This is a genomic window from Stenotrophomonas sp. 71799_Sma (assembly GCF_056482505.1).
Genome location: NZ_CM151202.1, coordinates 3,877,023 through 3,902,308, shown reverse-complemented (window position 1 = coordinate 3,902,308; position 25,286 = coordinate 3,877,023). Strand labels below are relative to the sequence as shown.

Here is a 25,286-nt window from a genome sequence, read left to right as displayed (position 1 = left end):
CGCCATCGCCCGGTGGGTGCGCCATTATTCGGTGGGTGCGCCATTGCCCGGTGGGTGCGCCCTTACCCGGTGGGTGCGAACCTTGGTTCGCACCGCTCTCGCCGCTGCGTTCGCCGGGCATGGCCCGGCGCTACCGCATCACTCGTTCGGCGGCGTGGTCGCCTTGGCCTCGCTGCCGAAGCTGCCATCGGCTTCCGCGGCCAGGTACGCGAACACGGTGTACGCGGCCACGTTCTGTGCCAACGCCTTCGGGTCGATCTTGTCCAGCGTGTCGTCAGCGGTGTGGTGCAGGTGGAAGTAATCCGAGCCGTCCTGCGCCAGCCATGCCCACGCGCCACCCTTGGCGGCCAACGGGCCGACGTCCGGGCCCGGGCCACCCTTGTCGGCCTGGTACTCGATGCCCAGCGGCTTCATCACTTCGGCAATCTGCTTCGTCGCTTCGCGCGAGCCTTCCGGGTTCGGCGAACCGGTATTGAAGGCATAGATGCGGCCGGCGCCGAAGTCACTCTCGGCCGCCAGCTGGTGCAGGGCCACGTCCTTGGCATGCGCCTCGGCGTAGGCCTTGCCGCCATACAGGCCCTGTTCTTCGTTGGCGAAGGCGATCACGCGGATGGTGCGCTTCGGCGCCTGCTTGAGCTGGCCGATCAGATGGCCCGCAGCCATGGTGATGCCCACGCCTGCGCCGTCATCCACCGCGCCGGTGCCCAGATCCCAGGAATCCAGGTGGCCGCCGATCACCACCACTTCCTTCGGCAGGCTGCGGCCGGTGATCTCACCGATCACGTTGTACGAGGTGGCGGTGCCATCCCAACCGCAGTCCAGCGCCACCTTCACCGTGGTGCTGCCACGTGCCAGCAGGCGGGCCAGCTGGTCGGCGTCGGGCACCGACAGTGCTGCAGACGGCACCGGGGTCAGGCCGTCGTCGAAGCGGGTGATGCCGGTGTGCGGCACGCGATGCGAGTCGGTACCGGCCGAGCGCATCAGGAAACCGACCGCGCCCTTGCGGATCGCTTCGGACGGGCCCTTGCTGCGGATCGCGCCACCACGGCCATAGTCGCGGCCATCGCGGAACGGCAGCATCTGGTAATCGACGAACGCGATCTTGCCCTTCAGCGAACCGGCCGGTGCGGCCTGCAGTGCGGCCAGGTCGGCGAAGCGGACCACTTCGGCTTCAACGGTGCCGCCCGGGCTGCCACCCAGCGCCGTGATCTGCAGCGGCTGCGGGTTCCTGCCGGTCACCGCGGCGTGTTCACTGCGGCGCTCCCACTTCGGGAACGTCACCGGTTCCTTCCACACCTTGTCGAAGCCGAGGGCCTTGAACTTGGCTTCGGCCCAGGCCACGGCGCGGGCGTCGGCTTCGCTGCCGGCGATGCGCGGGCCGATTTCGGTGGTGAGCGATTCAACCACCTTCCAGCCGGTGTCGTCAGCCAGCGCCTGGTCGCGCAGCTGCGCAGCGGTGGACAGCGACGCCGGGGGCAGGGTGGTGGTGTGCGGCGCCGCGAAGGCCGGGGCGGCCAGCAGGGCGAGGGAGGATGCGATGGCAAGGACGCGGCGACGCATGGACAGCTCCGGGAAGGGACCAAGCCTTGGAGCTTAACAGTCGTTCAGCCCGGCGCATGGGCGGGAGGTCATGGCTGGCGCGAACGCTGTTTTCCGCCACGTCCGGCAAAGCGAAAGCCCCGCCAGGGCGGGGCTTTCACATGCTTATGTAGTGTCGAGCCATGCTCGACTGCTTCATTTCGCCCAGTCGAGCATGGCTTGTATGTTCCTCCCGGCTCCTACGAGGTATGTAGGAGCCAGGGTGGAGGGACCGTCAAGCATGCATCTGCGGATACTAGCCGACAGACGAGTCGAGCGATCCCCATCCCGCACACGAACGTCGATAAAGGATCGTACGGCCCCCAAAGGGGATCGTCGATGTAGGCAAGCTAACGTCGGTGCGGTACCACCCCAGCCCCTTAAAGATAGCTGGGAGCCGTACAAATGTCTGATTCTCTCGATATTGGCGTGGACGTGGACTCCAAGGAGTTGGTACCGGCAGTGGCCGACCGCAAGGCCGGCGACAGGATCGCCAACACCCGGGCCGGCATAGCCCAGTGGCTCAACACCTTGCCCCAGCGATGCCGGATTGGCATGGAGGCGACGGGGCGGTACTACGAGTTGTTGGCTCGGATGGCTGGCCAAGCAGGCCACGTTGTCTATGTGATCAATCCACGTCTGATCAAGCACTACGGCCGGGCGACGGGCTCGCGTGGCAAGACGGACGCCATGGACGCCGAAGCGATCGCCCGGTACGTGAAGAAGGAGAACGATCGCCTGCGTGAATACGTACCGCGTACCGATGAGCAGCAGCAGATGCACGATTTGCTGCGCAAGCGGCAGACGCTGGTAAAGACACGCGCGCGCCTGGAGCAATCCTTCGGGGTAAGCAAAAGTGCCCCCGGGGAGCTGTCAGATCTGTTCTGCGCTCTGGCTGGGACGCTGTCCGAGCTGGAAAGCGAACTGCAGCGCTTGGGTCGCGATGGAGAGCATGGCACGCTCTACAAGCGCCTGTTGACCATCCCTGGTGTCGGCCCTGCCGTCGCCGCTCACCTGATCTACTACATGACGCGCTGGCCGTTGGCCAACGCCAACGCGTGGATCGCCTGCACCGGCCTGGATCCCCGGCCTAACGAGTCTGGCGGCAGAACGGGACGGCGTCGGCTGTCCAAACAGGGCGCGCCAGTGCTGCGCCAGATGCTCTACATGGCCGCCATGGGGCTCAAGCGGTGTCGCCGGGGGCAACCGCTCTACGACGAGCTGTCAAAACGCGGTCACCCCAGCACCGCCGTCTTCAACATCCTGGCCAGAAAGCTGGCCAGGATCGCCTGGGGTGTCTTCAAAAGCGGCCGGGACTTCGATCCGGCCATGCTGAAGGTGGGTCAAGCCTGCTTCCAGCAGGCTTGACCACGAACATAGGATCTCGACTCTACAGATGGGTGGGGCGCCAGTCGGCGCCCAGCACCCTTACTTCTTCAGGCTGTCGCGGATCTCGCGCAGCAGCACCACTTCCTCGGCCGGTGCGGCCGGGGCGGCTTCCTGCTTGCGCGACAGGCGGTTGATCGTCTTGACCACCAGGAAGATGGCGAAGGCCACGATCACGAACTGGATCAGCGTATTGATGAAGTCGCCGTAGCCGATCACCACGGCCGGGATTTCCTTGCCGTCGGCACCGATGCTGGCCGGTGACAACGTCCAGGCCAGCTGCGAGAAATCCACCTTGCCGATCAGCATGCCCAGCGGCGGCATGATGATCTTCTCGACCAGTGCGGTCACGATCTTGCCGAAGGCCGCGCCGATCACCACGCCGACGGCGAGGTCGATGACGTTGCCGCGCATCGCGAATTCCTTGAACTCGGTGAGCATTCCCATTGTTGTTTTTCTCCGGTGGGGGAAGTGGACAGCGCGCAGGGTAGCGCAGGTGATGTCAGCCGGCGATCACGCCGTGGCGCTCGGCCACGTTTTCCAGGCGGGCACTGAAGCGGTCGCCGGGCTTCAGCGCGGCCACTCCGGACGGGGTACCCATGAACACCAGGTCGCCGGCACGCAGCTGCCACAGCTTGGACAGCTCATGCAGAATCTCCGGCACGTTCCAGATCATCTGGTCCAGCAGCGCCTGCTGGCGCACTTCGCCGTTGACCTCCAGCGACAGGTTCAGCGCGGCCAGGTCGCCCACTTCAGCGGCATGGACAATCTCGCTGATCGGTGCCGAGGCATCGAAGCCCTTGGCTGCATCCCACGGATGGCCCTTGTCCTTGGCGGCGGCCTGCAGGTCGCGGCGGGTCAGATCCAGTCCGACGGCATAGCCGTAGACCAGAGCATCGGCATCGGCCACGGCCAGTTCGCCGGCTGGCGCATCACGGCCGATCGCCACCACCAGCTCCACTTCGTGGTGCAGGTTGGCGGTTGCCGGGGGATAGGGGATGGCATCGTCGTGGCCGACCACGATCGCATCGGCCGGCTTGCTGAAGAACATCGGACGGCCGCGATCGTCGGCCGCCGGCACTGCTGCGCCCATTTCGCGGGCATGGTCGGCGAAGTTGCGGCCGACGCAGTAGATACGGTGCACGGGGAAGCTGCCGCCACCGGCTACCGGCACACGCGGCAGGGCTACGGCAGGGATCACATCGGAGACATCGGACATGCGGGCATCCAGGAAGGGCGTGCCCGCAGTCTAGAACGCATGGCGCCCGCCGTCAGCGGGCGCGGAGGCCGTGGATCAACGCGAGGCCGGCAGCACCGGCTTGCGCACCACGCGGTACTCGCCTTCGACCACGGTCGGATCGACCGGACGGGCAACGCCCGGCTTGCGCGAGGCCAGCAGCTTCCACGCCAGGCCGACCAGGATCATCGCCGCACCGACGAACACGCCGATGAACACCATCGCCGCCAGGATCGCCAGACCGAGCAGGCCCACGGCAACACGCACCAGCGGGTGACGCGGCTTGCGCGGCGCGAACAGGGTGCGGAACTGGTTGAAGGCGGATGCGCGATTGAACATGGCGGCTCGATAGGCTGGGATCAGCGAAACCAGAGTATCGGGAGGTGCCACTGTCATTGAGTGAAAAACTCGTTAAATATAGCCTGTGCTTATTACGAATCAATGACTTGTGTTCATGTTGCAGCCAGTCACCTGAGTGGGCGTGCGACAATGCGCGTTTACTGTCCGAGCCTTCGCCATGACTGCCGCTGCTGCCCTGATCGCCCTTGATGCCATTGCCGATGGCGCGTTTGCCGAGGTCGAGGCGGTGGTCGATGGCGATGCCGAGTCGCTGGTGTTGTACCGCGACGGTGCGCAGGTGCGGGCATTCCTGAACATCTGCCCGCATGCCGGCCGCCGCCTGGACTGGGCGCCGGGCCAGTTCCTCAAGAGCCGCGAAGGCCACCTGGTGTGCGCCGCCCACGGCGCCTCGTTCGCGCTGGACAGCGGCGACTGCATCGCCGGCCCCTGCAAGGGCGACCGCCTGCGCGCGGTGCCGGTGGACGTGCGCGACGGGCAGGTTTATCTGGCCTGAGTCCAGGCCAGGGGTCGGATCCGTTTTCCGCAGGAAAGCGGCTCTGACCCCATCAGGCCAGAAGCAGTCGAGCATGGCTCGACTCTACAAAGGCATCCACGAGCATCCACGCATGGCGTGGATCTACCGTGTCGACCAAGGTCGACATCTACCAAAGCAGTGCACGCCGCCGTTCCGACAGATCGCAGAAATCTGTCGAAGGCGGGGTGGGTCCGGTTGCGGGGGCGTGAGCCGCATGGGCCCGAGGCATGCCTCGGGCGGGTTGGGCAGGACGCCCAACCCCGGTCTTGCCGTGTGCGCAGGAAAGCGCACACGAGCAAGCGGCGACCGAGCTTACATGGGTGAGGGCGCTTTGCTTGCGAAGCACTGCTTCGCAAGCGCCCGAACGCACAGCCGCCAGCGGCTGGGCCGGGCCCCGGAGGGGGACTTGCAGCGTCCCCCGCAACCGGACCCACCCCGCCATCCCACGGATAGCCCGCTGTTGCTGTTGCTTCGGCCGTTGCCGTTGCCTCTGCGGGTGCAGGGCGCAGCCCTGCCAACAAACCCAACCCTCAGAACATCAGGTTGATCATCAGCACCACCACGCAGGTGTAGATCAGCGACAACGGTCCGCCGACCCGCCACATCTCGCGTGGGGTGTAGTTGGCCGGGCCGGTGATCATCGAAATCACCGGGTTGGACGCTGTCATCAGGTTGTTGGACGCCGACAGCGCCACGATCAGCGCGAACGCCGTCGGGTTGCCGCCCGCCGCCAGCGCAAGGTTCACCGCAATGGGCACCATCACGATGGTGGCGCCCACATGGCTGATCACCAGCGAGAACGCCGTGGTCAGCAGCGCCAGCGCCACCTCCAGCACCCACACCGGGATGCCGGTGGGCAGCTTGTCGATGGTATGGCCGGCCACCCATGCCGCCGCGCCACTGGAATCCATCGCCCAGCCGAGCGGGATCAGCCCGGCCATCATGAACACCGTTTTCCAGTTGATCGAGGCGTAGGCTTCGTCCATGCGCAGCACGCCGGTCAGTAGCATGCCGGCCACGCCGGTCATCAGCGTCAGTGCCACCGGCAGCTTGCTGGTCAGCGCGATCAGGATGGTCAAGGCGAAGATCGCCATCGCGATCTTGAACTTGTGCGGGCGCTGCTCGCCGGTCGGGTAGTCGGTCACCACCACGAAGTCACGGCTGCGGGCGGCCTGCGCCAGGTCGGTCCAGATGCTGTGGAAGACCAGCATATCGCCGGCGCGCAGCTGCACGTCGCGCACGTCCTCGCGGATCACCTGCTTGTCGCGGTTGATCGCCAGCAGGCTGATGCCGCGCTCCTTGCGCAGGCGCAGATCGGCCGCGCTCTTGCCGATCACGTTCGAGGTAGGCGGCACCACGGCCTCGGAAATGCCGGCGCGGCTGGGGTTGAACAGGTCGCCCAGGTGCTTCAGCCGCGAAGACATGCGCAGGAACTGGTTCTGCGCGAAATCGTTGATCTGCTCACGCGGGCCCATCGCGCCGAGCACGCTGCCGACCCAGATGCGCATCTCCGCCGGTGGCGCCAGGCGGGTGTCATTGCCGGTTTTCAGGGCCAGCAGCAGCGGGGCATCGTGCAGGTTCTCGGCCTCGCCCAGGGTCATGCCCACCAGCGGGCTTTCGGCACTGACCACCAGCTCGAACACATCTCCTTCGATGCCATAGGTCTTGGCGAAGTAGCTCTCGGTGCGCGCGGGCGTGACCCCGTCGTTGACCAGGTTCTCTTCTTCGATCAGCTTGCGGTCGCCGTAGTAGCGGAAATACAGCAGCGAAGCGATCAGCAGCGCCACGCCGATCGGCAGCGGTGCGAACATGCGCAGCGGCTCGATGGTGGCCAGGCCGGAAGGCAGGTTGTTGTTGGCCGAGGCCAGCAGATCGTTCAGCAGGATCAGCGGTGAATTGCCGACCATGGTCAGCGCACCACCCATCACGATTGCCGCCGAAATGGGCAGCAGCAGGCGCTGCAGGGTCAACCCGGTGCGCGCGGCCAGTCGCGAGGCAACGGGCAGGTACAGCGCCATCACCGACGGGTTCTGCATGAAAGAGGAATTCAGGCCGGCAATGGCCGTGGTCATCATCAGCAGCCGCTGCTCGACACCATGGCCGCGCCGCAACAGCCAGGCGGCCAGCCGGTTCAGCGCCCCGGTGCGGTCCAGGCCCGCACCGAGGATGGTGGTGGCGATGATGCTCATCACCGCGTTACCGGAGAAGCCGCCGAAGATTTCCTCCGGCGCGATCAGCCCGGTGACACCGAGCACCACCAGGACCACCAGCGCGACCACGTCGGCGCGGATGCGCTCGAACAGGAACATCGCCATCGTGAAGCCGACCAGCCCGAGCACGAGCTTCATGTCGTTGGTCAGCGTCAGCGCGGTATCCATGTGGGGCGCGGTGTCCTCAGGCGATCGTCAGGTGCGGTCGTACAGCAGGTCCCAGACGCCGTGGCCGAGCTTCTGGCCGCGGGTCTCGAAGTGCGTCTGCGGCCGCCAGTCCGGGCGCGGCACGCTGCCACGCGGGCCGGCGCGGTTGACCAGGCCAGCGGTGGCGTCGAGCACGTCCCACATCTGCTCGGCGTAGTCTTCCCAGTCGGTGGCGCAGTGCAGGCGGCCGCCCGGGCGCAGCTTGCGCACCAGCAGCTCGGCAAATGCAGGCTGCAGCAGGCGGCGCTTGTTGTGGCGCTTCTTGTGCCACGGGTCCGGGAAGTAGATGCGCACTTCATCCAGCGCGCCATCGGCGATCTCGTTCTGCAGCACTTCCACCGCATCGTGGTGGTACAGGCGCACGTGGTCGGCGTTGTCGTCGGCCAGCGCGTTCAGCAGCCGGCCCACGCCGGGCGCGTGCACCTCGATGCCGATGTAGTCACGCGACGGATCATGCTGGGCGGCGAAGCGCAGCGCGGCACCGTTGCCGAAGCCGATTTCCAGCACCTTGTGCGCCGGGCGGCCGAAGGTGGCGTCCAGATCACGCGGCTGGCCGTTGTAGTCGATGCCGAAGCGCGGCCAGCGTTCGTCGAACGCGCGCTGCTGGGCGGGGGTGAAGCGGCCCTGGCGCAACACGAAGCTGCGTACCTCGCGGCGGCCCTCGCTCACGGTGAAGGGCTTGGGCGGGGCCTTGGAACCGGCGCTGTCGAAGGGATTGGTCATCAGCCGATCAACCCATCCACCGGGGAGGAGGCGCTGGCGTAGCGCTTGCGCGGGATGCGCCCGGCCAGGAAGGCCTCGCGGCCGGCCTCGACCGCCTTGCGCATGGCGCTGGCCATCAGCACCGGGCTGCGTGCACCGGCAATGGCGGTGTTCATCAGCACGCCGTCGCAGCCCAGCTCCATCGCGATCGCCGCATCCGACGCGGTGCCCACGCCGGCGTCGACGATGATCGGCACCTTGGCGTCTTCGATGATCTGCAGCAGGTTGTACTTGTTCTGGATGCCCAGGCCCGAACCGATCGGCGCAGCCAGCGGCATCACTGCAGCGCAGCCGATCTCTTCCAGGCGCTTGGCCAGGATCGGGTCGTCGGAGGTGTAGACCATCACCTCGAAGCCGTCCTTGACCAGCTGTTCGGCGGCCTTGAGGGTCTGCACCACGTCCGGGTACAGCGACTTCTGGTCGCCCAGCACTTCCAGCTTGGTCAGGTTGTGGCCGTCCAGCAGTTCGCGCGCCAGCCGGCAGGTGCGCACCGCGTCTTCGGCGGTGTAGCAGCCGGCGGTGTTGGGCAGGATGGTGTAGCGCTCCGGCGGCAGCACGTCGAGCAGGTTCGGCTCGCCCGGGTTCTGCCCGATGTTGGTGCGGCGGATGGCCACGGTGACGATCTGGGCGCCTGCAGCCTCGGTGGCCAGGCGGGTTTCTTCCAGATCCTTGAACTTGCCGGTGCCGGTGAGCAGCCGCGAGCCATAGGTCTTGCCGGCGATCACCAGCGAATCGGGGGAGACATGAACGTTCATGGCGCGATTATCGCTTATCCGCCTGAAGATGGGATCACGCAATGGCGTGCAGGCCGTGGATGGGTAGGGTTTGTGCCGGCCGCTGGCCGGCAGATGCAGGGTGCCTGACAACGTCGGATTGCCGGCCAGTGGCCGGCACTACCCGGGATGGCCTCAGCCCCCGCCCAGCGCGTGCACGATCTCCACCACGTCGCCTTCGGCCAGGAGATGCTCGCCATGGCGGCTGCGGCTGACGATCTCGCCGTTGACCTCCACCGCCACCCGGCGCTGCAGCAGCTGCTCGGCCTCAAGCAGGTCGTGGAGGGTCGCCGAGGCGGGCAGGGTGCGGGGTTCGCCGTTGAGCTGGATGTTCATCCCTGCATTGTCGCTGATAGCCCGTCGGGATCGGAACGTTTGTAATTTGAACCGGGCGCCAGCTCCGGCACAGCAGGTTTCGGCGTGGTCAGGCGACAATCCATGCGGCGGCGCAGCGTGAGCAAACGGCGGCGCGGTGAAACCATTGACCGTGCGCCGGCGTACGTGCGCCGGATTCCAACTTGTTTACCCCACAGGAGTTCCTAGATGCAGCTCAGCAAACACCCGATCCGCTCCCTCATGGCGGCTGCGATCGCACTGGCCGCGCTGCCGGCCATGGCAGGCGAAAATCCGTACTCCAAGGCGGTGTTCTTCGGTGACAGCCTCACCGACGCCGGCTACTTCCGCCCGCTGCTGCCCGAGGCCACGCAGGGGCTCTCCGGCCAGTTCACCACCAACCCGGGCTGGGTGTGGTCGCAGCAGGTCGCCAATTACTACGGCCTCAACAAGGACCCCAACGGCAACGGCCAGAACGGCGACAACTACGCTGTCGGCGGCGCCCGCGTGTCGGTCGAAGGCAGCGGTGCCCTCGGCGCGATCCCGTCTCTGAAGTCGCAGGCGGCCCGCTACCTGGCGGCAAACGGTGGCAAGGCTGACCGTAACGCCCTGTATACCGTCTGGGGTGGCGCAAACGACCTGTTTGCCGCCGCCGGCGCTGCCGGTGCGGGTGCGCCGCCGGCCCAGGTGCAGGGCATCATCGGTGCGGCGGTCACCGACCAGATCGCGCTGGTCGGTGCCCTGAAGCAGGCCGGTGCCCAGTACGTGCTGGTGCCGAACCTGCCGGACGTGGGCATCACCCCGCAGTTCCGCGGCCCCAATGCAGCGGCTGCCACCGCCATGTCGGTCGGCTACAACAAGGCGCTGTATGGCGGCCTGAAGCAGGCGGGCATCGAGTTCATTCCGCTCGATACCTTCAGCATCCTGCGTGAAGTGACCGCCAACCCGGGCATGTACGGCTTCACCAACGTCACCGGCACCGCCTGCAAGATCAACCCGGCCAACACCACGGGCAGCATCATCGGCTGCAACCCGACCACCTACGTCAGCCCCGATGCGTACCAGACCTATCTGTTCGCCGATGGCGTGCATCCCACCGTTACCGGTCACCAGCTGCTGGGCCAGTACGCCGTCTCGGTGCTGGAGGCTCCGCGCCTGCAGCAGGTGCTGAGCCACTCGGCACAGACCGTCGGCCGTTCGCGTGCCGACCAGGTCAGCAACCACCTCGGCGCCCGTCCGGCCGATGGCCTGTCGTGGTGGGGTGGCGTGCGCGGTGACCTGCAGCGCTATGACCACGCCGACCTGTACGACGGCGTGGCGCCGGCCGGCCTGTTCGGTGTCGACTGGGCACGCAACGGCGTGGTGGTCGGCGGCTTCGCCGGCTTCGGTCGCATGAGTGCCGACTTCGGCAACAGCCGTGGCGACTTCACCCAGAAGGACACCACCGCCGGCCTGTTCGCTGCCTGGTATGGCGACCGCGTCTGGGTCAACGGCCAGGTCAGCTACACCTGGTTGTCGTATGACGTGAACCGCAAGGTCCAGCTGGGCCCGGCTACCCGCGAACACGGTGGCTCGCCGGACGGCAGCAACCTGACCGCTGCACTGAATGCCGGTTACGAGTTCGGCACCGAAGGTGGCTTCCGCCACGGCCCGATCGCTGCGGTGATCTGGCAGAAGGTCAAGATCGACGGTTACAGCGAAAGCGCTGCTGCGGGCACGCTGGCCACCGCGCTGGGCTACGACCGCCAGAACGTCGACTCGACCGTCGGCCGCATCGGCTGGCAGGCCCGCTTCGATGGCGGCACCGTCAAGCCGTACGTGCAGGTGACCTACGACCACGAGTTCGAGGACACCAAGCAGGCCAGCGCGTGGCTGCAGACCCTGCCGGAACTGGGCAGCTACCGCGTGCGGGGCCTGGACTTCGACAAGAACTACGCCACTGCCGTACTGGGTGCGCGCATGGACCTGTTCGGCCTGCAGGGCAACGTTGGCCTGAGCACCACGGCCGCGCAGAAGCGTGCCCGTGACGCGACGATCTTCGCCACCGTGGGTGGCAGCTTCTGATGAATGCAACATCCCGGGCACCGCAAGGTGCCTGGGATGCCTGCACGGCAGCGCCGGGCCATGCCCGGCGGGTGCGGCGGCCACCATTGCGCAACACCGGCCGCTCCGCATAGACTTTCACCCGCAATGCGGGCGTAGCTCAATGGTAGAGCTGTAGCTTCCCAAGCTACTGACGTGGGTTCGATTCCCATCGCCCGCTCCACTTCGACTTTCCAGGGTCTTCCGCCGAACGCCAGGGAACGTCGTAAGTCATTGTCAGGATTGAGGATTTTCACCCAATATCGATCCACTGACATCCAGCGAAATCCACTCACAGCCGGTTCCAACTGGTACGTTGAGTGGTACATTGGCAATGCGGAGGTTCCCAAAACCGTATTGTTGCTGGAGGAGCCGGGGTTCCGTCGGGAACATGGCATCCAACTCGTTTCGCAGGAGTTGGGCTCATGCTTTCAGACCTCCAGGTTCGACAGGCCAAGGTGACCGGCAAGGCGTATTCGCTTGTCGATTTCGACGGTCTCTACTTCCATATCTCAGCCACCGGCTTCAAGGCCTGGCACTTCCGCTTCACTTGGGGCGGCAAGCGCGAGCGCATGTCCTTCGGCGGCTATCCCGCGCTTTCCCTGAAAGATGCCCGTCATCTGCGCGACGAGGCCCGGGCCATGCTGGCCAAGGACATCAACCCGCATTCGGAACGCAAGCGCAAACGCCACGTGATTGTCCTGGCGGGCGAGCACACCTTCCAGGCCATCTACGACAAATGGCTGGCCCACCGCAGCCTCTCTCTGGAAAATGAGGGCCGCCAGAGCACGCCCAAACAGATCGGGCGCGTCTTCGCCAAGGATGTGTTTCCCGTATTGCGCCACCTGACCGTCTACGACGTCACTCGCGCCCACCTGCTGGACATCATCGGCAGAGTGGAAAAACGTGGCTCGCTGTCGGTCGCCGAGAAGCTGCGCACCTGGTTCAGCCAGCTATTCACCTACGCCTCGGTGGTGGTGCCCAACATGGGCGACAACCCGGCCAAGGATTTGGATGTGGTGGCGATGCCGCTGCCGCCGGTGGAGAACAACCCCTTTTTGCGCATGCCCGAACTGCCGGCCATGCTGCAGACGTTGCGCAAGTACAGCGGCCGCCTGAATACGCAACTGGGTCTACGTCTGCTGCTGCTCACGGGCGTGCGCACCGGTGAATTGCGCTACGCCACGCCCGATCAGTTCGATCTGGAGCGCGGTCTGTGGATCATCCCGGTTGTCAGGCTCAAGCAACGCAAGCAGCTCACCAAGAAGAAGCGCCAGCGTTTCGCCGACATCCCGCCGTACATCGTGCCACTGTCGTTGCAGGCACAAGAAGTCGTTCGTCATCTGCTGGGAAATCTGAAGCCAGCGCAGGTCTATCTCATCCCCGGTGATTGGTGCCTGAAAAAACCTCTCAGCGAGAACACGCTCAATGGCGCGCTCAAGCGCATGGGCTATGAAGATCAGCTCACTGGGCACGGCGTTCGCGCCACCGTATCGACCGCGCTCAATGAATTGGGCTATCCGCCCAAGTGGGTAGACGCCCAACTCTCGCATGCCGATCCGGATCGGATCAGCGCGACCTACAACCACGCCGAGTACGTCGAGCAGCGCCGCGTCATGATGCAAGACTGGGCCGACCGCCTGGACTTGTTCGAGCAGAATCAGCTCGAAGTTGCCAGCACGCACCTGACCATCACGCTGCAGGGTCTGCCCACGATTGCCGGACAGGCGGCAGCGCAGCCGCCCGCCCTGAATCCAAACGCCCCTCAGTTGATCGTTGCGCCTGCACCGGATGCGCCAGCGGTTCCAGCTTCCGTCTATCGACTTTCGGCGGTGCATCTGCCCGAGTACGCGCGACCCACGCTGTCAGAGGTGCAGCGCGAGCGCTTGCAATTGCTGGAGATGTTCGAGGCATCCCACAACCTGTCGGTGGCCGACTACGCCAAGCTGGTTGGCAAGTCCCGCCGCTGGATCACTTACGAGATTCAGGCTGGCAATCTCCTGTCGATCCATCTGGGTCACCGTGGACAGCGCGTCCCGGACTGGCAACTCGACCCCATCAAACGCAAGCTGATTCAGGCTGTCCTGAAGCTGGTGCCGCGCGGCATCGACACCTGGCACATCTATCACGCACTGCTGCGGCCATACGATGCCCTGGGCAAGTGTCCAGTCATCGAGGCAGTCGATCCGACCAACCTGCATCTTGCAGCTCGACTGGTCGCCGCACATGCCATAGAAACCGATGAGCTTGCAGAGCAATCGGAAGTATCTCCGGTGCTGGCCAGGCAGACTGTAGAGCGCCTGGTAAAAACGGCAATGTTGGTTGATACGCCCGAAGATCTGGTCGCCCGTTGAGCTGAGGCCGGACGGCAGCCCGTCCGGTCAAGGTCCAAGCAGGGAACCAATAGGTCGATCGTTGCATGACCACCCGCCAACTCGCGATTTCCAAGTATTGGCAGGCAGTGTTTAGCGTCGAATCTGCGCTTGGCAGTCACCATAGGCGACTTCTCTGTGATGCTATCTCGCTATATCAGTATCCTGATCGGATATGACGCCAGCGGATTTCCGCAGCCAATCCCAAGCCCCGATCAATAGATTCCGACCGCTCGCAGCTTTTTCAAACCGCTGCCGTATCAGACCATACCGATACGGTTTTGCGTGAACCGCCACTTCTCACGATCCTGATAGCGCAAGCGTCACTGTCGAGCCGCGACGGACGCTCGCTTTTCTTGTGCTCAATGGATTTTTGTACATCGAGCACACAACGCCTACTCGTTGCGCGAACTGATCAGAAGTAATCAAAAGCGGGCGTCATCACTCGCGTCTTGCGCGGACAACAGGCCGACCATGGGGACGGCTGCAAAAGCAGTCGGCCCTGTAGTTCTTCTCCTGGAAGGAGACGGAGCATGCACGAGAACAAAAATGATGCACCAACATCAAAGGTGTTCTACCGCCCGCTCGAAGCGTCCATCCGCTGGGCCGGACTGCTGCGATACGAGCAGGTGATTCTGGCTTCGGTCTCGTCGCCGATGAATCTGCCGCAGTCGCTGGACTGCCCACGTTTGGGCGAACTGCGGCTGTACACCGACCGCATCTATGACGGCATCCTCAACGGGGAACTGCCCTTCGGGCAGCACGGCATCACGACGCGCGACACCACGTTGATCGAATCGCCTGATCTGACGGTGCGCCATGTCGATCTGAAGTGCTGGATGCGCCAGCACTACCCCGAGCAGCGGCCCGGCTTTCTCTTCTCCCGCAGCGAGCGCATCACCCATCCCTTCATCTCTCTGGAAACAGGGCAAGCCATGCTGGTCGAACGCCAGGCTTTGAAATCCGTCCTGGAACAGACCAAACGTCAGCTTCGCGAGTTGCAGGACAAGCATGACGCGCTGCTCAAGCAGCCCACGGTGATTCCGGCATGCGCGCAGTGTCCGATCAGTGATCGAGCCGAGGCCACCTACCTGAACATCGTTGGCGGCCTGTTGGAGCTGATGCTCGGCCAGTCGCCATCGGGCACGCCGTACTCCAGCTTCAAGACGCAGGAGGCCGTGGTCAGCGCGCTGGTCGCCCATCACAGCGGCGCCATGGGCATCGCGGAGCGGACATTGAACGGTAAGTTTGCCACCGCCAGGCGCCGGCTGCGTAGCGCCTCCCGCTGAGATTTGCCAGCTTGTATGTGCAGTCGCGGAGATTGCATTTGCAATGTCTTTTCGCAGCCGTGTCTATTGAATAGAGGTCACGCCAACAAACGCCGCTGAGCGTTCAGGAGTGACTGCCATGTCGCAAACATCTGTACTGCAGCCAAACGAGCGCCGCATCCTGCGCTTGGAAGAAGTCGAAGCGAAATCAGGTTTCAAGCGCGCCCACATCTACAACCTGATGAAGAAACGCCAGTTCCCGCAGGCCCTGCGTCTGGGCGTGCGCGCCGTGGGCTGGGACTCCATCGAAATCGATCAGTGGATCGACGAGCGCGTCAACAACCGGGCCTGACCCGTTCTCCCGCGGACTTTTCATCTTGACACGGAGAACGCCATGCAGGTCGTATCCATCATTTCAACCAAAGGTGGGGTCGGCAAGACTACCACCGCTGCGAACCTCGGCGGTCTCGCTGCGGACGCCGGACTGCGCGTGCTGCTGCTCGACCTCGATGTGCAGCCCACCTTGTCCTCATACTATGAGCTGGCTCACCGCGCGCCGGGCGGTATCTATGAATTGCTGGCCTTCAACGAGCGCGACCTCGACCAGCTTGTGTCCCGCACGATCATCGCGGGCCTGGACTTGGTGCTCTCCAACGACCACCGAGGCGAACTGAACACTTTGCTGCTGCACGCGCCGGACGGGCGCTTGCGGCTGCGGCATCTGCTTCCGGCGCTCAATCCCCTCTACGACCTGGTGCTGATCGACACCCAGGGCGCGCGCTCGGTGCTGCTGGAGATGGCGGTGCTGGCCTCCGACCTCGCACTGTCACCCGTGACCCCGGAAATTCTCGCCGCCCGCGAGCTGCGGCGCGGCACCATGCAGTTGCTGGAGGACATTGCACCGTACCGGCAGCTGGGCATCGCGCCGCCGCCGCTGCATCTGCTCATCAACCGCGTCCATCCGGTGTCCGCCAACGCCCGCCTGATCCAGCAGGCGCTGCGCGATCTGTTCCAGGACCATGCTGACATCCGTGTGTTGGCTACCGACGTGCCGGCCATTGAGGCTTATCCGCGTGCTGCTACGCGCGGCCTGCCGGTGCATCGGGTCGAGTACCGCCAGCCAGTGGGCAGAGTCGCTCCCGCCGCGCTCGCCACCATGCGCGATCTTGCCGGCGAATTGCTCCCGCAGTGGCAGGATCGATTTGCCGCAGTGTCCGGCCGTCCGCCACAGCCTCTTGATACCAGGAGGCCCCATGGCCAACGCACATGAACTGGCCCGAGGTCACAGCCGGCTGCGCGCCCTGATCGAGTTCGCCGTGGGCGAAGGCTGGCACGTCAAGCGCACGGCGGGCGGTCACCTCAAGTTCACCAAGTCAGGCTGCGCCGCGATCTACACCAGTTCGACGGCCAGCGATCACCGGGCAGCCCTCAACGCCCGTGCGCAGATCCGTCGCGCCGAGCGCGAGACCCGATCCCAAGCGCAGGGGGGCGGCCATGACTGAGATCACTTCCCAGCAGATGGCCGGCAAACTGCTTGCGTCCGGGTTCGAGCGCAGCGGCCCGTCAGCAACGACCTTGAGCGACCCGATCGCCGACACGCCCATGGTCGTGACGCTCGACCAATTGCGCCCCTACGACCACGACCCGCGCAAGAAGCGCAATCCGGTGTACGAGGAAATCAAGGCATCCATCCGCGAGCGTGGTCTGGACGCGGCTCCGGCCATCACCCGGCGGCCCGGCGACGATCACTACATCATCCGTAATGGCGGCAACACGCGACTGGCAATCCTGCGCGAACTCTGGTCGGAGACCAAGGACGAACGATTTTTTCGGGTCTCATGCCTGTTCCGCCCGTGGCCCGAGCGTGGCGAGATCGTCGCGCTCACCGGGCATCTTGCGGAAAACGAACTGCGCGGTGGCCTCACCTTCATCGAGCGGGCTTTGGGCGTCGAGAAAGCGCGCGAATTCTACGAACTGGAAAGCGGCTCCACCCTGAGCCAGTCCGAGCTGGCCCGCCGCCTGGCCGCCGACGGATACCCCGTGCAGCAGTCGCACATCAGCCGGATGGCCGACGCAGTACGCTACCTGCTGCCCGCAATCCCGACCGTGCTCTACGCCGGCCTGGGGCGTCACCAGGTCGAGCGGTTGTCGGTCATGCGCAAGGCCTGCGAGCGCACCTGGGCGCATTACGCCAAAGGCCGCTCACTGGTTCAGGACTTCGACGAGTTCTTTCAGGAAGTGCTGTCGCAATTCGATGTCCAGGCCGACGAGTTCTCTGCGCAGCGCATACAGGACGAGCTGATCGGCCAGATGACCGAATTGCTGGGTGTTGATTACGACGTGCTCGCTCTGGACATGACCGAATCCGAGAGCCGCCAGCGCGCCTTGGTCAGCGAGCCGACGCCGCCCTCGACGCCGCCTGCCCTGCCAGAGCCAGAGGCCATTGCGCGCCCACCTGCCGATACTGCGCCACCTGCTGCGAGGCCGACGGCAACTCCCTCGACGGGCGAGAGCGACGCGGAAGCCAGTCATTCGGACGCGGTCAGCCCGGCGACAGATGGCGACCGGCTTCAGGAGCACATCGTCTCGCCGGCGCCGACAACGGAACGGCTTGAGTCCATCCAGCGCATGGTCGCCGACCAGTTGGGCGATGCACTGCCGCACGACTTCTCGGCGAATGTCTTGCAGTCCATCCCGGTGCAGGCTGGTGGGCTCTATCCGATCTCGGATGTCTGGTACATCGCCCCCGGCCTGGACACACCCGAGCACCTGCGCATCCACGTCGCGCAGTTTGCCCGCGAGATTGCGGGCGAGGCACACCTGGGCGAGTGCATCGATGACCGTCCAGAAGGCATCGGCTTCGCCTGCCGTGCCCATACCTCAAGCCTGGCGCCAAAGGGCCGTGCCGTCCATGCGCTGTTGGCTTGCCTGGCCGGTCAGCAGCCCGCCGACGTCGGTCTGGACAACGGGCAACTCGTCATCGACCTGCCGGCGCTGCTGCACGGCCAGGGCGACGTAACCCGACGATTGAGCGACACCGCGCTGGTCAAGCTGTTCCGCCTGCTGCGACTGGCCCGCCGCCTGCTCGATCTCGAAGCCGGCGCTGCGGACTCTGGAACCTAAGCGAGGGAGGCCAGCATGTCCACAGCACACCCGCTCAACCAGGCTGTCATCGCCCAGGCCCTCTATGACCTGCGCAATGGGCAACTGCGCCGCTGCAAACTGATGGGGTTTGGCGAGGCAGAGCTGGACGCCCTCAAGCATCCTGCGCTGATCAGCGTGCTGGCCAACGCCAACGTCTCCTGGTGCTCAGTGACGGTCAACCGCGAAGTGCTGCGGCGGCTGCTCCAGCAGGCGCAGGACGTGGAGAAGGAAATCGCCACGGTCGATCGCATGCTCAGGCTGGGCGCGAGCACGGAGATGGTCAGCAAGTTCTATGGCTTGACGCATCAGGAAGTAGCGCTTCGCCGTGAAATCCTCGGTCTGCCCAAGCGCAAGGGCCGGCACCCCGTGCTGGACGAGGAGCAGGACACGGAGCTGTGGCGGCAATGGAAGGCCGTGACCAACAGCAGAACCGTCGATCTCGAAGATGACACTTCCATCCTCGATGCCGCCATGGACTTGGCCGAAGGAATGTCGCTGCCTCTGTCGGTGGTCTGGGCCTCGATCAAGAGCTGGGTCGATCAGGGATTGGCGTGAGTCATGGCCGTGGACGACACCGCACCACGAGCCCTACGCCAAGGCCCCATCGCACTGGCAGAACTGTTCGATGCTGCGCTGAAAGACCTTGCGCCCAAGCCCGCCCCCAGCGCACCTGCGTCTACACCTGCACAGTCGCCCACGCCCACCTCCGGCGATGCTTTCCTGTTCAGTGGCAACCGGCACGAGACGGTGCCACGCAAGTTGTTCCTCGACCGCCGCCTGACGCCGCTGGAACGAAACGCCTGGCAAGTGTTCCGACTGATGCTCAACGACGATGGCGTGACCGCATTTCCCACCTACGAGCAGTTGCGCCCCTGGCTAGCGTCCATGCCCTGCGCAGGCCAGGCCTCGCATGAAACCGTGGCACGGGCGCTGACACTGATGCGCCTGACCCGCTGGCTGAGCCTGGTTCGGCGACGGCGCGACCCCAAGACCGGCCGCATCCTCGGCAATCTGTACGTGCTGCACGACGAACCCCTGACACCGTTCGAGGCCATGCAGCTCGACCCGGACTACCTGCAACTCGTCAGCCAGGCGCTCGGCCATTCTGCCAAGGCCGTGCAGATCGTGGGCCTGCACACGCTCAAGGAAATCGGCGAAGACCCATTACTGGCCGGACGCACCCTCCCGTCACGGTTGCAGGTGATGGCCGAACGTCTCGCCAACCAGAACCCCACGGCCTGCGAAAGTTATCCACAGGAAGACGCCATTCACGATTCCGAAGAAGGGGCTCCGAGCCTTCTTCGGAATCGTGAACGACCCGCTACGGATTCCGAAGCAGGGCTGAAACCCGCGCCAGACGTCTCTCTTCGGAATCCGAAGCAGGCCCGTACAGTACGTAGTAGTTGTATTAATGAAATACGTACTACTGCGCAGGCGCGCGCGCTGGGCGATCTGCAATGGCCCAAGCGCTTTGCACAACTGAAGGCGGAACAGCAGGCGGGTGCCAAGGTGGCATTGCAGCAAGTTGATCCCTCGCTGAGGCAGGACGTGCTGGACGAATGGGCCGCGCGTTGTAGCAACCCCGGCATCCGCAATCCCGCAGGGTATCTGTTCGGCATCATCCAGCGGGCCATCCACGGTGAGTTCAATGCCTGGGCAAAGAAAGACCCGCCACCGGCACCCACTCAACCAAACGAACGGCCACCACCCGCACCGCCGACCCAAACGCAGGGTAAGCCGGTGCCACCAGAAGTCGCCAGGCAGCACATCGAGCGGCTGCGAAATCTGCTCGCCAGCAAGTGAGCAGGCCGGCAAGGCGGTGAAGTGGACGCCCATGGATGCCAGTAGAGCTATCCCCTGGGGATAGTTCCACCGTTGGGGCGGATGCCGTGCAGTCGCAGGCCTCGCCTCGAACATCTGCCGCAGCATCGGCCTTGTCCGTCCTGATCCTGACGTGCAGCGTTCGCTGGCGCTCCTTGGAGCTATCCCCTGGGGATAGCTCGCGCCGCAGGCGGCCACCACGCGCTGAACCGGGGTCTGGCAGGTTTCGGTTTGTTGACTGACGGCCTTCCGCTTCCTGCCGAAGCTGACCGCTCCTTTCCCCACAACGAGCGGACACCATGGCAACCAATGAATCTCTGCAACTGAATCTCGGCTCCCTGCGCAGCGCGATGTCGCTGACGCTTCACACCCACCACGCTTCGCGCATCTGGCATGGCCGTGCCGCCGCCGAGGGGCGACCGGGCATCGTCGGCCTGAACGGCTACATCGCCCAAATGAACAAGATGCGGCGCGGTTCGGAGCAGGACGACCCGTACTCGGATTGGTGGATGCTGCGCATCGAGGTCAAGCTCGACCAGACCAAGACCACGCTGCAAGCGCTGCGCGAGCAGGTGGATCAGGCGCTGGCAAGCGTACCGCCGGCACTCAGCCTGGGCGAGAACCTCAACGTGCAACCCGTCAAGTTGCCGCTGTTCGTCAATGCGCAGCTCGGCTTTGCCGCCGTCTATCTGCTGGCCGACTACGACGACATCGCCCGCAAACTGATCCTCGCCCATCACACGGCGCTCATCGACCGCAGCACCTTGGAGCGCTGGCTCAACGAGGGCGCCCATGCACTGCGCAGCCTGTTCTCGCTGGCCCAGCAATACCGCTATTCGGGCTGTACGCGCGACGACTTCGTGTCAAAGAACGCCGCAGCACGGGCGGCGCTGGAGAAATTCGGCGAACTGCCGCAGGACGTGCTGGAAGGCACGCACCGCTCGAAGTTCGCGCCGCCCATCGTGCGCCGTGGCCTGCAACAGCGTGTCGAGAGTCCTGCTGCAGCGCCTGCCCCCAACGACGAGGCCGCCACCGGCGCGGTGCCCGAGGTCGGCGTCGGCGAGATCAAGGGCGAGCAGGCATGAGCGATCCGAACCGCGAACCCCGCTACTTCCAGGGCCTGCAACAGGCTGCCTTCGTGAAGCTGGAACACGCGGCCTCTCTAAAAGGCCTTTTAAAGCCTTTTAAGGGTAAGGGGGATCTTGAGGCCTGGGCCAGCCAGTGCTTCGCCATGCGCGACGAGTTGATTGGCTTGGCTCAGCGGCAGGTGCTGCAACAGGCAGTCGGGCATCCCTTCCACCTGCTGCCCGTGGAGTTGGCCCAACAAACCACTGGCGCAGGAACGGCGTTTTTGCGCTGGCGCAAGCACGACCGCTCAGCCATGGGCGTAGCCCTGTGGCAGGAATTGATGGCGAGCACCGGCACGCCGGTCAACTTACTGGCCGAGCTGCACGCGATCGAGCTTCAGCGCATCACGCTGAACATGCAGATCAGCCTGTTGCACACCCTGGGCAGGCAGGCCCAGGAATGCGCCAGCAAGGCGGCTGTGGCGGAAGACGCCTACCTGCGCCGGCTCAAGTCCATCCCACCTGGAATGCGTGATCGGTGATGGCACCGGACACCCCAGCACACACCCGACGCCGACGCGGCACGGGTATTTCAACCACCATGGAGATTGCAACATGAGCACGCACTTTTGGGGCGAAGGCAACATTGGCTCCCCGCCCGAATACCGGGAGTTCCCCAACGGCAACGACGAGCCGCGGCGCTTGCTGCGGCTGAACGTGTATTTCGACAACCCCGTTCCCACCAAAGGCGGCGACTTCGAGGATCGCGGCGGCTTCTGGGCGCCCGTGGAAATCTGGCACCGCGACGCCGCGCACTGGAAAAGCCTCTACCAGAAAGGCATGCGCATCCTGGTCGTCGGCCGCATGGAGCGCGAGCCCTGGACGGACAACGAAGATCAGCCGCGCGAAACCTGGCAGATCAACGCGCGCAGCGTCGGCATCCTGCCGTTTCGCATCGAGTCCGTGACCCTCAGCCCGAAGCCGCAGGATGCGGAGGCAAAGCCCCAGGCCGCCCAGGAACCGGCTGCGCCAAAAGAGCCGCGGCGTAGGAAGTGACCCGGCATGGGTCGGCCACTGTTCGCCGCTCCATGCACCCGCGAGCTATCCCCAGGGGATAGCTCCATCTACGTCCACCGGATTCCACGTGCTCCCGAAAATCGCGGCTCCCGGCCCGCACACCCCGGCTGCATACCATCTCCGCCCCAGCCATTCCATCCCGTGAAAGTGGTCGCCACCGCTTGCGACTTGTTTGCTGTTGCCCCTGGTGGGGACCGGCATCCTCGATTCCAGCAACTCAATGAACCACGGAAATCGGATGGACGGATATGCGGCTGTTCTTGTGCGAGAAGCCCTCCCAGGGCAAGGATATTGGTCGGATTCTCGGCGCGACACAGCGCGGTGAAGGCTGCCTCAACGGCTCCGGCGTCACGATTACCTGGTGCATCGGCCATCTCGTAGAAGCGGCAGCACCCGAGGTCTATGACGCGGCGCTCAAGCGCTGGTCGCTGGAGCAGTTGCCCATCATTCCCCAGCAGTGGCGGGTCGAGGTCAAACCCAAGACCGCCACGCAATTCAAGGTCGTCAAGGCGCTTCTGGCGAAGGCGACCCATCTCGTCATCGCCACCGATGCCGACCGCGAGGGCGAGCTGATCGCCCGCGAGATCATCGACCTGTGCGGCTACCGTGGCCCCATCGAGCGCTTGTGGCTGTCGGCGCTCAACGATGCGTCGATCCGCACTGCGCTCGGCAAGCTGCGACCATCATCCGATACGCTGCCGATGTACTACTCGGCGCTGGCGCGTTCGCGGGCAGACTGGCTCGTCGGCATGAACCTCAGCCGTCTGTTCACGCTGCTCGGGCGGCAGGCGGGCTACGACGGCGTGCTGTCGGTCGGACGTGTCCAGACCCCGACCCTGAAGCTGGTCGTTGATCGCGACCGCGAAATCGCGGCTTTCAAGTCGGCGCCGTTCTGGGCCATCGACGTGTCTTTGTCCACAGAGGGTCAGGCTTTCTCCGCGCAGTGGGTTGCGCCCGACGGCTGCACCGACGACGCCGGTCGTTGCCTGCAACAGCCGGTCGCCCAGCAGGCGGCGCAGCAGATTCGCGCTGCGGGCAGCGCCCAGGTGGTGTCGGTCGAGACCGAGCGCGTGCGCGAAGGCCCGCCCCTGCTGTTCGACCTGGGGACGCTTCAGGAGGTCTGTTCCAGGCAGCTCGGGCTGGACGTACAGGAGACATTGCAGATAGCCCAGGCCCTGTACGAGACGCACAAGGCCACAACCTACCCGCGCTCGGACTCCGGCTACCTGCCCGAAAGCATGTTCGCCGAGGTGCCCACCGTCCTGGACAGCCTGCTCAAGACCGACCCGTCGCTGCGCCCGATCATGGGTCAGCTCGACCGCACCCAGCGTTCGCGTGCATGGAACGACGGCAAGGTCACAGCGCACCACGGCATCATCCCGACGCTCGAACCGGCGAATCTTTCCGTCATGAGCGAGAAGGAACGGGCCGTGTACCGGCTAATCCGGGCGCATTACCTGGCCCAGTTCCTCCCTCACCACGAGTTCGACCGCACCGTGGCCGAGCTTTCCTGCGGCCAGCAGAAGCTGGTGGCTACGGGCAAGCAGGTCGTCGTCAAGGGCTGGCGCCTGGTGCTGGACGAGCCCGAACGTGAAGGCAGCGCTGATGAGGACGCCGACGCCTCTGCACGCAGCCAGGTGCTACCCGCGTTGCGCGAAGCGATGGCATGTCAGATCGCTGGGGCCGACATCAAGGCACTCAAAACGATGCCACCCAAGCCCTATACGCAGGGCGAACTGGTCAAGGCGATGAAGGGTGTTGCGCGTTTCGTGACCGACCCGCGCCTGAAGCAGAAGCTGAAGGACACGACGGGCATCGGCACCGAGGCGACGCGGGCCAACATCATCAGCGGGTTGATCACTCGCGGCTACATCGTGAAAAAGGGACGCTCCATCCGTGCATCGGATGCGGCGTTCACGCTGATCGATGCCGTGCCTGCGGCGATTGCTGACCCCGGCACCACCGCCGTGTGGGAACAGGCACTCGACATGATCGAGGCTGGTCAGCTCACGCTGGACGTGTTCATTGGCAAGCAGGCCGCCTGGATTTCGCAGTTGATCGCGCAGTACGGCAGCATGTCCCTGTCCATCAAGCTTGCCCATGGACCAGCATGCCCGCAGTGCGGCGCATCGACGCGCCAACGCACCGGCAAGAGCGGTCCATTCTGGTCGTGCAGTCGCTACCCCGACTGCAAAGGCACGCTGCCGGTCGAATCTGGTCCGCCCAAGCGTGGCGCTTCGCGCTCGCGTAGCAGCGGCCGCAAAGGCGCCTAACCGACTCCGTTTCCCGTGGGCCGCACCCTGTTTCAAAGGCGTGGCCCGTGTCCCGCACGCCCCTGCGGGTCGCCCAGCGCGCAACGCCTTCTTGTCCGTGTGCGCGTCCCGTCGAGCCGTCCCCGGCTGCGGGACCTGAAGGTAGTTTTTCCGCGAACCGCCTCCCGCGTGTTCTGCTGGTCTGTGTTTCTCCCGCCCACTGCGAAGTGGTCCCCCGATGGCTTGCCTGGCAGCGCGAGCCACCCGGAGACCCTTTGTGGTCAGCGGTATTCAGTGCCGGTGCCCACCGGCGCAAAAACGGGCTCCCTTTGTGCGCGGATGTGCGCCAGACGATGCCGGCCCCAGCCACGACATGGGCCGGGTGTGATTGCTGATGAGCAGACGGTTCGAGCGACGACCGGGCCTGCAACAGCCCACGGGTGGTTATTTCCTCCCGAGCCGAAGGTCAGCGAGCCTTCGGCTCCTTTGTCTCGTCGATCAACGTTCCGATCCAAGGGCCGGCCACAGCAACAGGAAACCGACGCATGCAACAACCGGAGAAAGTACGAGCCGCGTTCGAGCGCGACCTTGGCAACAAGGTGCTGTTCATCAAGGACGGCAAGCTGCTGTTTATCGATGGCATCAACCTCAAGGCCATCGCCGACCGTAAGGCGTATTTCGCTTCGCTGCGTGCGCGGCAAACGCAACCCATTGTGGTCCTGGCCGAACTGGGACAGGACGAGGCATTCGCCCTGTGGAAGCAGTATGTCCTGGGCGACAAGACCGAGTGAGCCAACGCACCCACGCCCCCCCTGACAGCCCGCACTCGATGCGGGTTTTCTG

Annotated in this window: 24 protein-coding genes and 1 tRNA gene; 17 read left to right on the top strand and 8 right to left on the bottom strand. The window is 64.9% G+C overall.

Annotated features, from left to right (window positions below; all coding sequences use genetic code 11):
- Positions 1 to 138 precede the first annotated feature (138 nt).
- Positions 139 to 1,560, bottom strand: a complete 1,422-nt coding sequence (locus ACZK4Z_RS18125; RefSeq protein WP_032130207.1) for a M28 family peptidase — start codon at positions 1,558 to 1,560, stop codon at positions 139 to 141.
- A 423-nt stretch (positions 1,561 to 1,983) separates the two neighbouring features.
- Between ACZK4Z_RS18125 and ACZK4Z_RS18120 the strand changes: the two genes are divergently transcribed.
- Entirely contained in the window at positions 1,984 to 2,946 is a 963-nt protein-coding gene (locus ACZK4Z_RS18120) for an IS110 family transposase (RefSeq protein WP_478450965.1), read from the top strand.
- Between the two features lie 60 nt (positions 2,947 to 3,006).
- Here ACZK4Z_RS18120 and mscL read toward each other — a convergent pair whose 3' ends face one another.
- From mscL to ACZK4Z_RS18105, 3 genes are all read right to left on the bottom strand, one after another.
- Positions 3,007 to 3,411, bottom strand: a complete 405-nt coding sequence (mscL, locus tag ACZK4Z_RS18115; protein WP_032130206.1) for a large-conductance mechanosensitive channel protein MscL — start codon at positions 3,409 to 3,411, stop codon at positions 3,007 to 3,009.
- 55 nt (positions 3,412 to 3,466) lie between these two features.
- Positions 3,467 to 4,183: a fumarylacetoacetate hydrolase family protein gene (locus tag ACZK4Z_RS18110; RefSeq protein WP_107432150.1), complete on the bottom strand. Its 717-nt coding sequence runs from the start codon at positions 4,181 to 4,183 to the stop codon at positions 3,467 to 3,469.
- A 75-nt stretch (positions 4,184 to 4,258) separates the two neighbouring features.
- A complete protein-coding gene (locus ACZK4Z_RS18105) occupies positions 4,259 to 4,540 on the bottom strand; it encodes a hypothetical protein (protein WP_005410817.1) in 282 nt (93 codons plus the stop codon).
- A 178-nt stretch (positions 4,541 to 4,718) separates the two neighbouring features.
- Here ACZK4Z_RS18105 and ACZK4Z_RS18100 point away from each other — a divergent pair, with 178 nt between their 5' ends.
- Positions 4,719 to 5,054 (top strand): Rieske (2Fe-2S) protein, encoded by a 336-nt coding sequence (locus ACZK4Z_RS18100; protein ID WP_012511947.1) that lies wholly within the window; start codon positions 4,719 to 4,721, stop codon positions 5,052 to 5,054.
- A 551-nt stretch (positions 5,055 to 5,605) separates the two neighbouring features.
- Here ACZK4Z_RS18100 and ACZK4Z_RS18095 read toward each other — a convergent pair.
- From ACZK4Z_RS18095 to thiS, 4 genes are all read right to left on the bottom strand, one after another.
- A complete protein-coding gene (locus ACZK4Z_RS18095) occupies positions 5,606 to 7,453 on the bottom strand; it encodes an SLC13 family permease (RefSeq protein ID WP_010481466.1) in 1,848 nt (615 codons plus the stop codon).
- Between the two features lie 27 nt (positions 7,454 to 7,480).
- Positions 7,481 to 8,215: a tRNA (guanosine(46)-N7)-methyltransferase TrmB gene (trmB, locus tag ACZK4Z_RS18090; RefSeq protein WP_010481468.1), complete on the bottom strand. Its 735-nt coding sequence runs from the start codon at positions 8,213 to 8,215 to the stop codon at positions 7,481 to 7,483.
- Entirely contained in the window at positions 8,215 to 9,009 is a 795-nt protein-coding gene (locus ACZK4Z_RS18085; RefSeq protein ID WP_010481470.1) for a thiazole synthase, read from the bottom strand. Before ACZK4Z_RS18085 ends, trmB begins: the two co-directional genes overlap by 1 nt.
- A 153-nt stretch (positions 9,010 to 9,162) precedes the next feature.
- Positions 9,163 to 9,363 (bottom strand): sulfur carrier protein ThiS, encoded by a 201-nt coding sequence (gene thiS / locus ACZK4Z_RS18080; RefSeq protein ID WP_049401605.1) that lies wholly within the window; start codon positions 9,361 to 9,363, stop codon positions 9,163 to 9,165.
- Positions 9,364 to 9,570: 207 nt separating this feature from the next.
- On the opposite strand from thiS, the gene ACZK4Z_RS18075 reads away from it, so the two are divergent.
- The 15 genes from ACZK4Z_RS18075 to ACZK4Z_RS18005 all read left to right on the top strand — a co-directional run bounded on the left by ACZK4Z_RS18075 (position 9,571) and on the right by ACZK4Z_RS18005 (position 25,234).
- Positions 9,571 to 11,424 carry an autotransporter domain-containing protein gene (locus ACZK4Z_RS18075; RefSeq protein WP_478450964.1) on the top strand — a complete coding sequence of 618 codons (1,854 nt, stop codon included), beginning with the start codon at positions 9,571 to 9,573 and terminating at the stop codon, positions 11,422 to 11,424.
- Positions 11,425 to 11,552: 128 nt separating this feature from the next.
- Positions 11,553 to 11,626, top strand: a tRNA-Gly gene (locus tag ACZK4Z_RS18070).
- Between the two features lie 241 nt (positions 11,627 to 11,867).
- Positions 11,868 to 13,796: a tyrosine-type recombinase/integrase gene (locus tag ACZK4Z_RS18065; RefSeq protein ID WP_003158602.1), complete on the top strand. Its 1,929-nt coding sequence runs from the start codon at positions 11,868 to 11,870 to the stop codon at positions 13,794 to 13,796.
- Between the two features lie 551 nt (positions 13,797 to 14,347).
- Positions 14,348 to 15,103, top strand: a complete 756-nt coding sequence (locus tag ACZK4Z_RS18060; protein WP_003158603.1) for a hypothetical protein — start codon at positions 14,348 to 14,350, stop codon at positions 15,101 to 15,103.
- A gap of 118 nt (positions 15,104 to 15,221) precedes the next feature.
- Positions 15,222 to 15,434, top strand: coding sequence for an AlpA family transcriptional regulator (locus tag ACZK4Z_RS18055; RefSeq protein ID WP_003158604.1), 213 nt, complete (start codon positions 15,222 to 15,224; stop codon positions 15,432 to 15,434).
- Positions 15,435 to 15,476: 42 nt separating this feature from the next.
- Complete coding sequence (locus ACZK4Z_RS18050) at positions 15,477 to 16,352, top strand: ParA family protein (RefSeq protein ID WP_003158605.1); 876 nt, start codon at positions 15,477 to 15,479, stop codon at positions 16,350 to 16,352.
- Complete coding sequence (locus tag ACZK4Z_RS18045) at positions 16,336 to 16,584, top strand: hypothetical protein (RefSeq protein ID WP_003158606.1); 249 nt, start codon at positions 16,336 to 16,338, stop codon at positions 16,582 to 16,584. The genes ACZK4Z_RS18050 and ACZK4Z_RS18045 overlap by 17 nt, the downstream gene beginning before the upstream one ends.
- On the top strand, positions 16,577 to 18,205 hold the full coding sequence (locus tag ACZK4Z_RS18040; protein ID WP_003158607.1) for a ParB family protein: 1,629 nt from the start codon (positions 16,577 to 16,579) through the stop codon (positions 18,203 to 18,205). The genes ACZK4Z_RS18045 and ACZK4Z_RS18040 overlap by 8 nt, the downstream gene beginning before the upstream one ends.
- 15 nt (positions 18,206 to 18,220) lie before the next feature.
- On the top strand, positions 18,221 to 18,781 hold the full coding sequence (locus tag ACZK4Z_RS18035) for a DUF2857 domain-containing protein (RefSeq protein WP_003158608.1): 561 nt from the start codon (positions 18,221 to 18,223) through the stop codon (positions 18,779 to 18,781).
- A 3-nt stretch (positions 18,782 to 18,784) separates the two neighbouring features.
- Positions 18,785 to 20,029 carry an STY4528 family pathogenicity island replication protein gene (locus ACZK4Z_RS18030; protein ID WP_003158609.1) on the top strand — a complete coding sequence of 415 codons (1,245 nt, stop codon included), beginning with the start codon at positions 18,785 to 18,787 and terminating at the stop codon, positions 20,027 to 20,029.
- Positions 20,030 to 20,346: 317 nt separating this feature from the next.
- Positions 20,347 to 21,132, top strand: a complete 786-nt coding sequence (locus ACZK4Z_RS18025) for a PFL_4669 family integrating conjugative element protein (RefSeq protein ID WP_003158610.1) — start codon at positions 20,347 to 20,349, stop codon at positions 21,130 to 21,132.
- Positions 21,129 to 21,656 (top strand): DUF3158 family protein, encoded by a 528-nt coding sequence (locus ACZK4Z_RS18020; RefSeq protein ID WP_003158611.1) that lies wholly within the window; start codon positions 21,129 to 21,131, stop codon positions 21,654 to 21,656. The genes ACZK4Z_RS18025 and ACZK4Z_RS18020 overlap by 4 nt, the downstream gene beginning before the upstream one ends.
- A 73-nt stretch (positions 21,657 to 21,729) precedes the next feature.
- Positions 21,730 to 22,170, top strand: coding sequence for a single-stranded DNA-binding protein (locus ACZK4Z_RS18015; RefSeq protein ID WP_003158612.1), 441 nt, complete (start codon positions 21,730 to 21,732; stop codon positions 22,168 to 22,170).
- A gap of 269 nt (positions 22,171 to 22,439) precedes the next feature.
- On the top strand, positions 22,440 to 24,464 hold the full coding sequence (locus ACZK4Z_RS18010; protein WP_003158613.1) for a DNA topoisomerase III: 2,025 nt from the start codon (positions 22,440 to 22,442) through the stop codon (positions 24,462 to 24,464).
- Positions 24,465 to 24,988: 524 nt separating this feature from the next.
- Positions 24,989 to 25,234: a hypothetical protein gene (locus ACZK4Z_RS18005; protein ID WP_003158614.1), complete on the top strand. Its 246-nt coding sequence runs from the start codon at positions 24,989 to 24,991 to the stop codon at positions 25,232 to 25,234.
- Positions 25,235 to 25,286 lie beyond the last annotated feature (52 nt).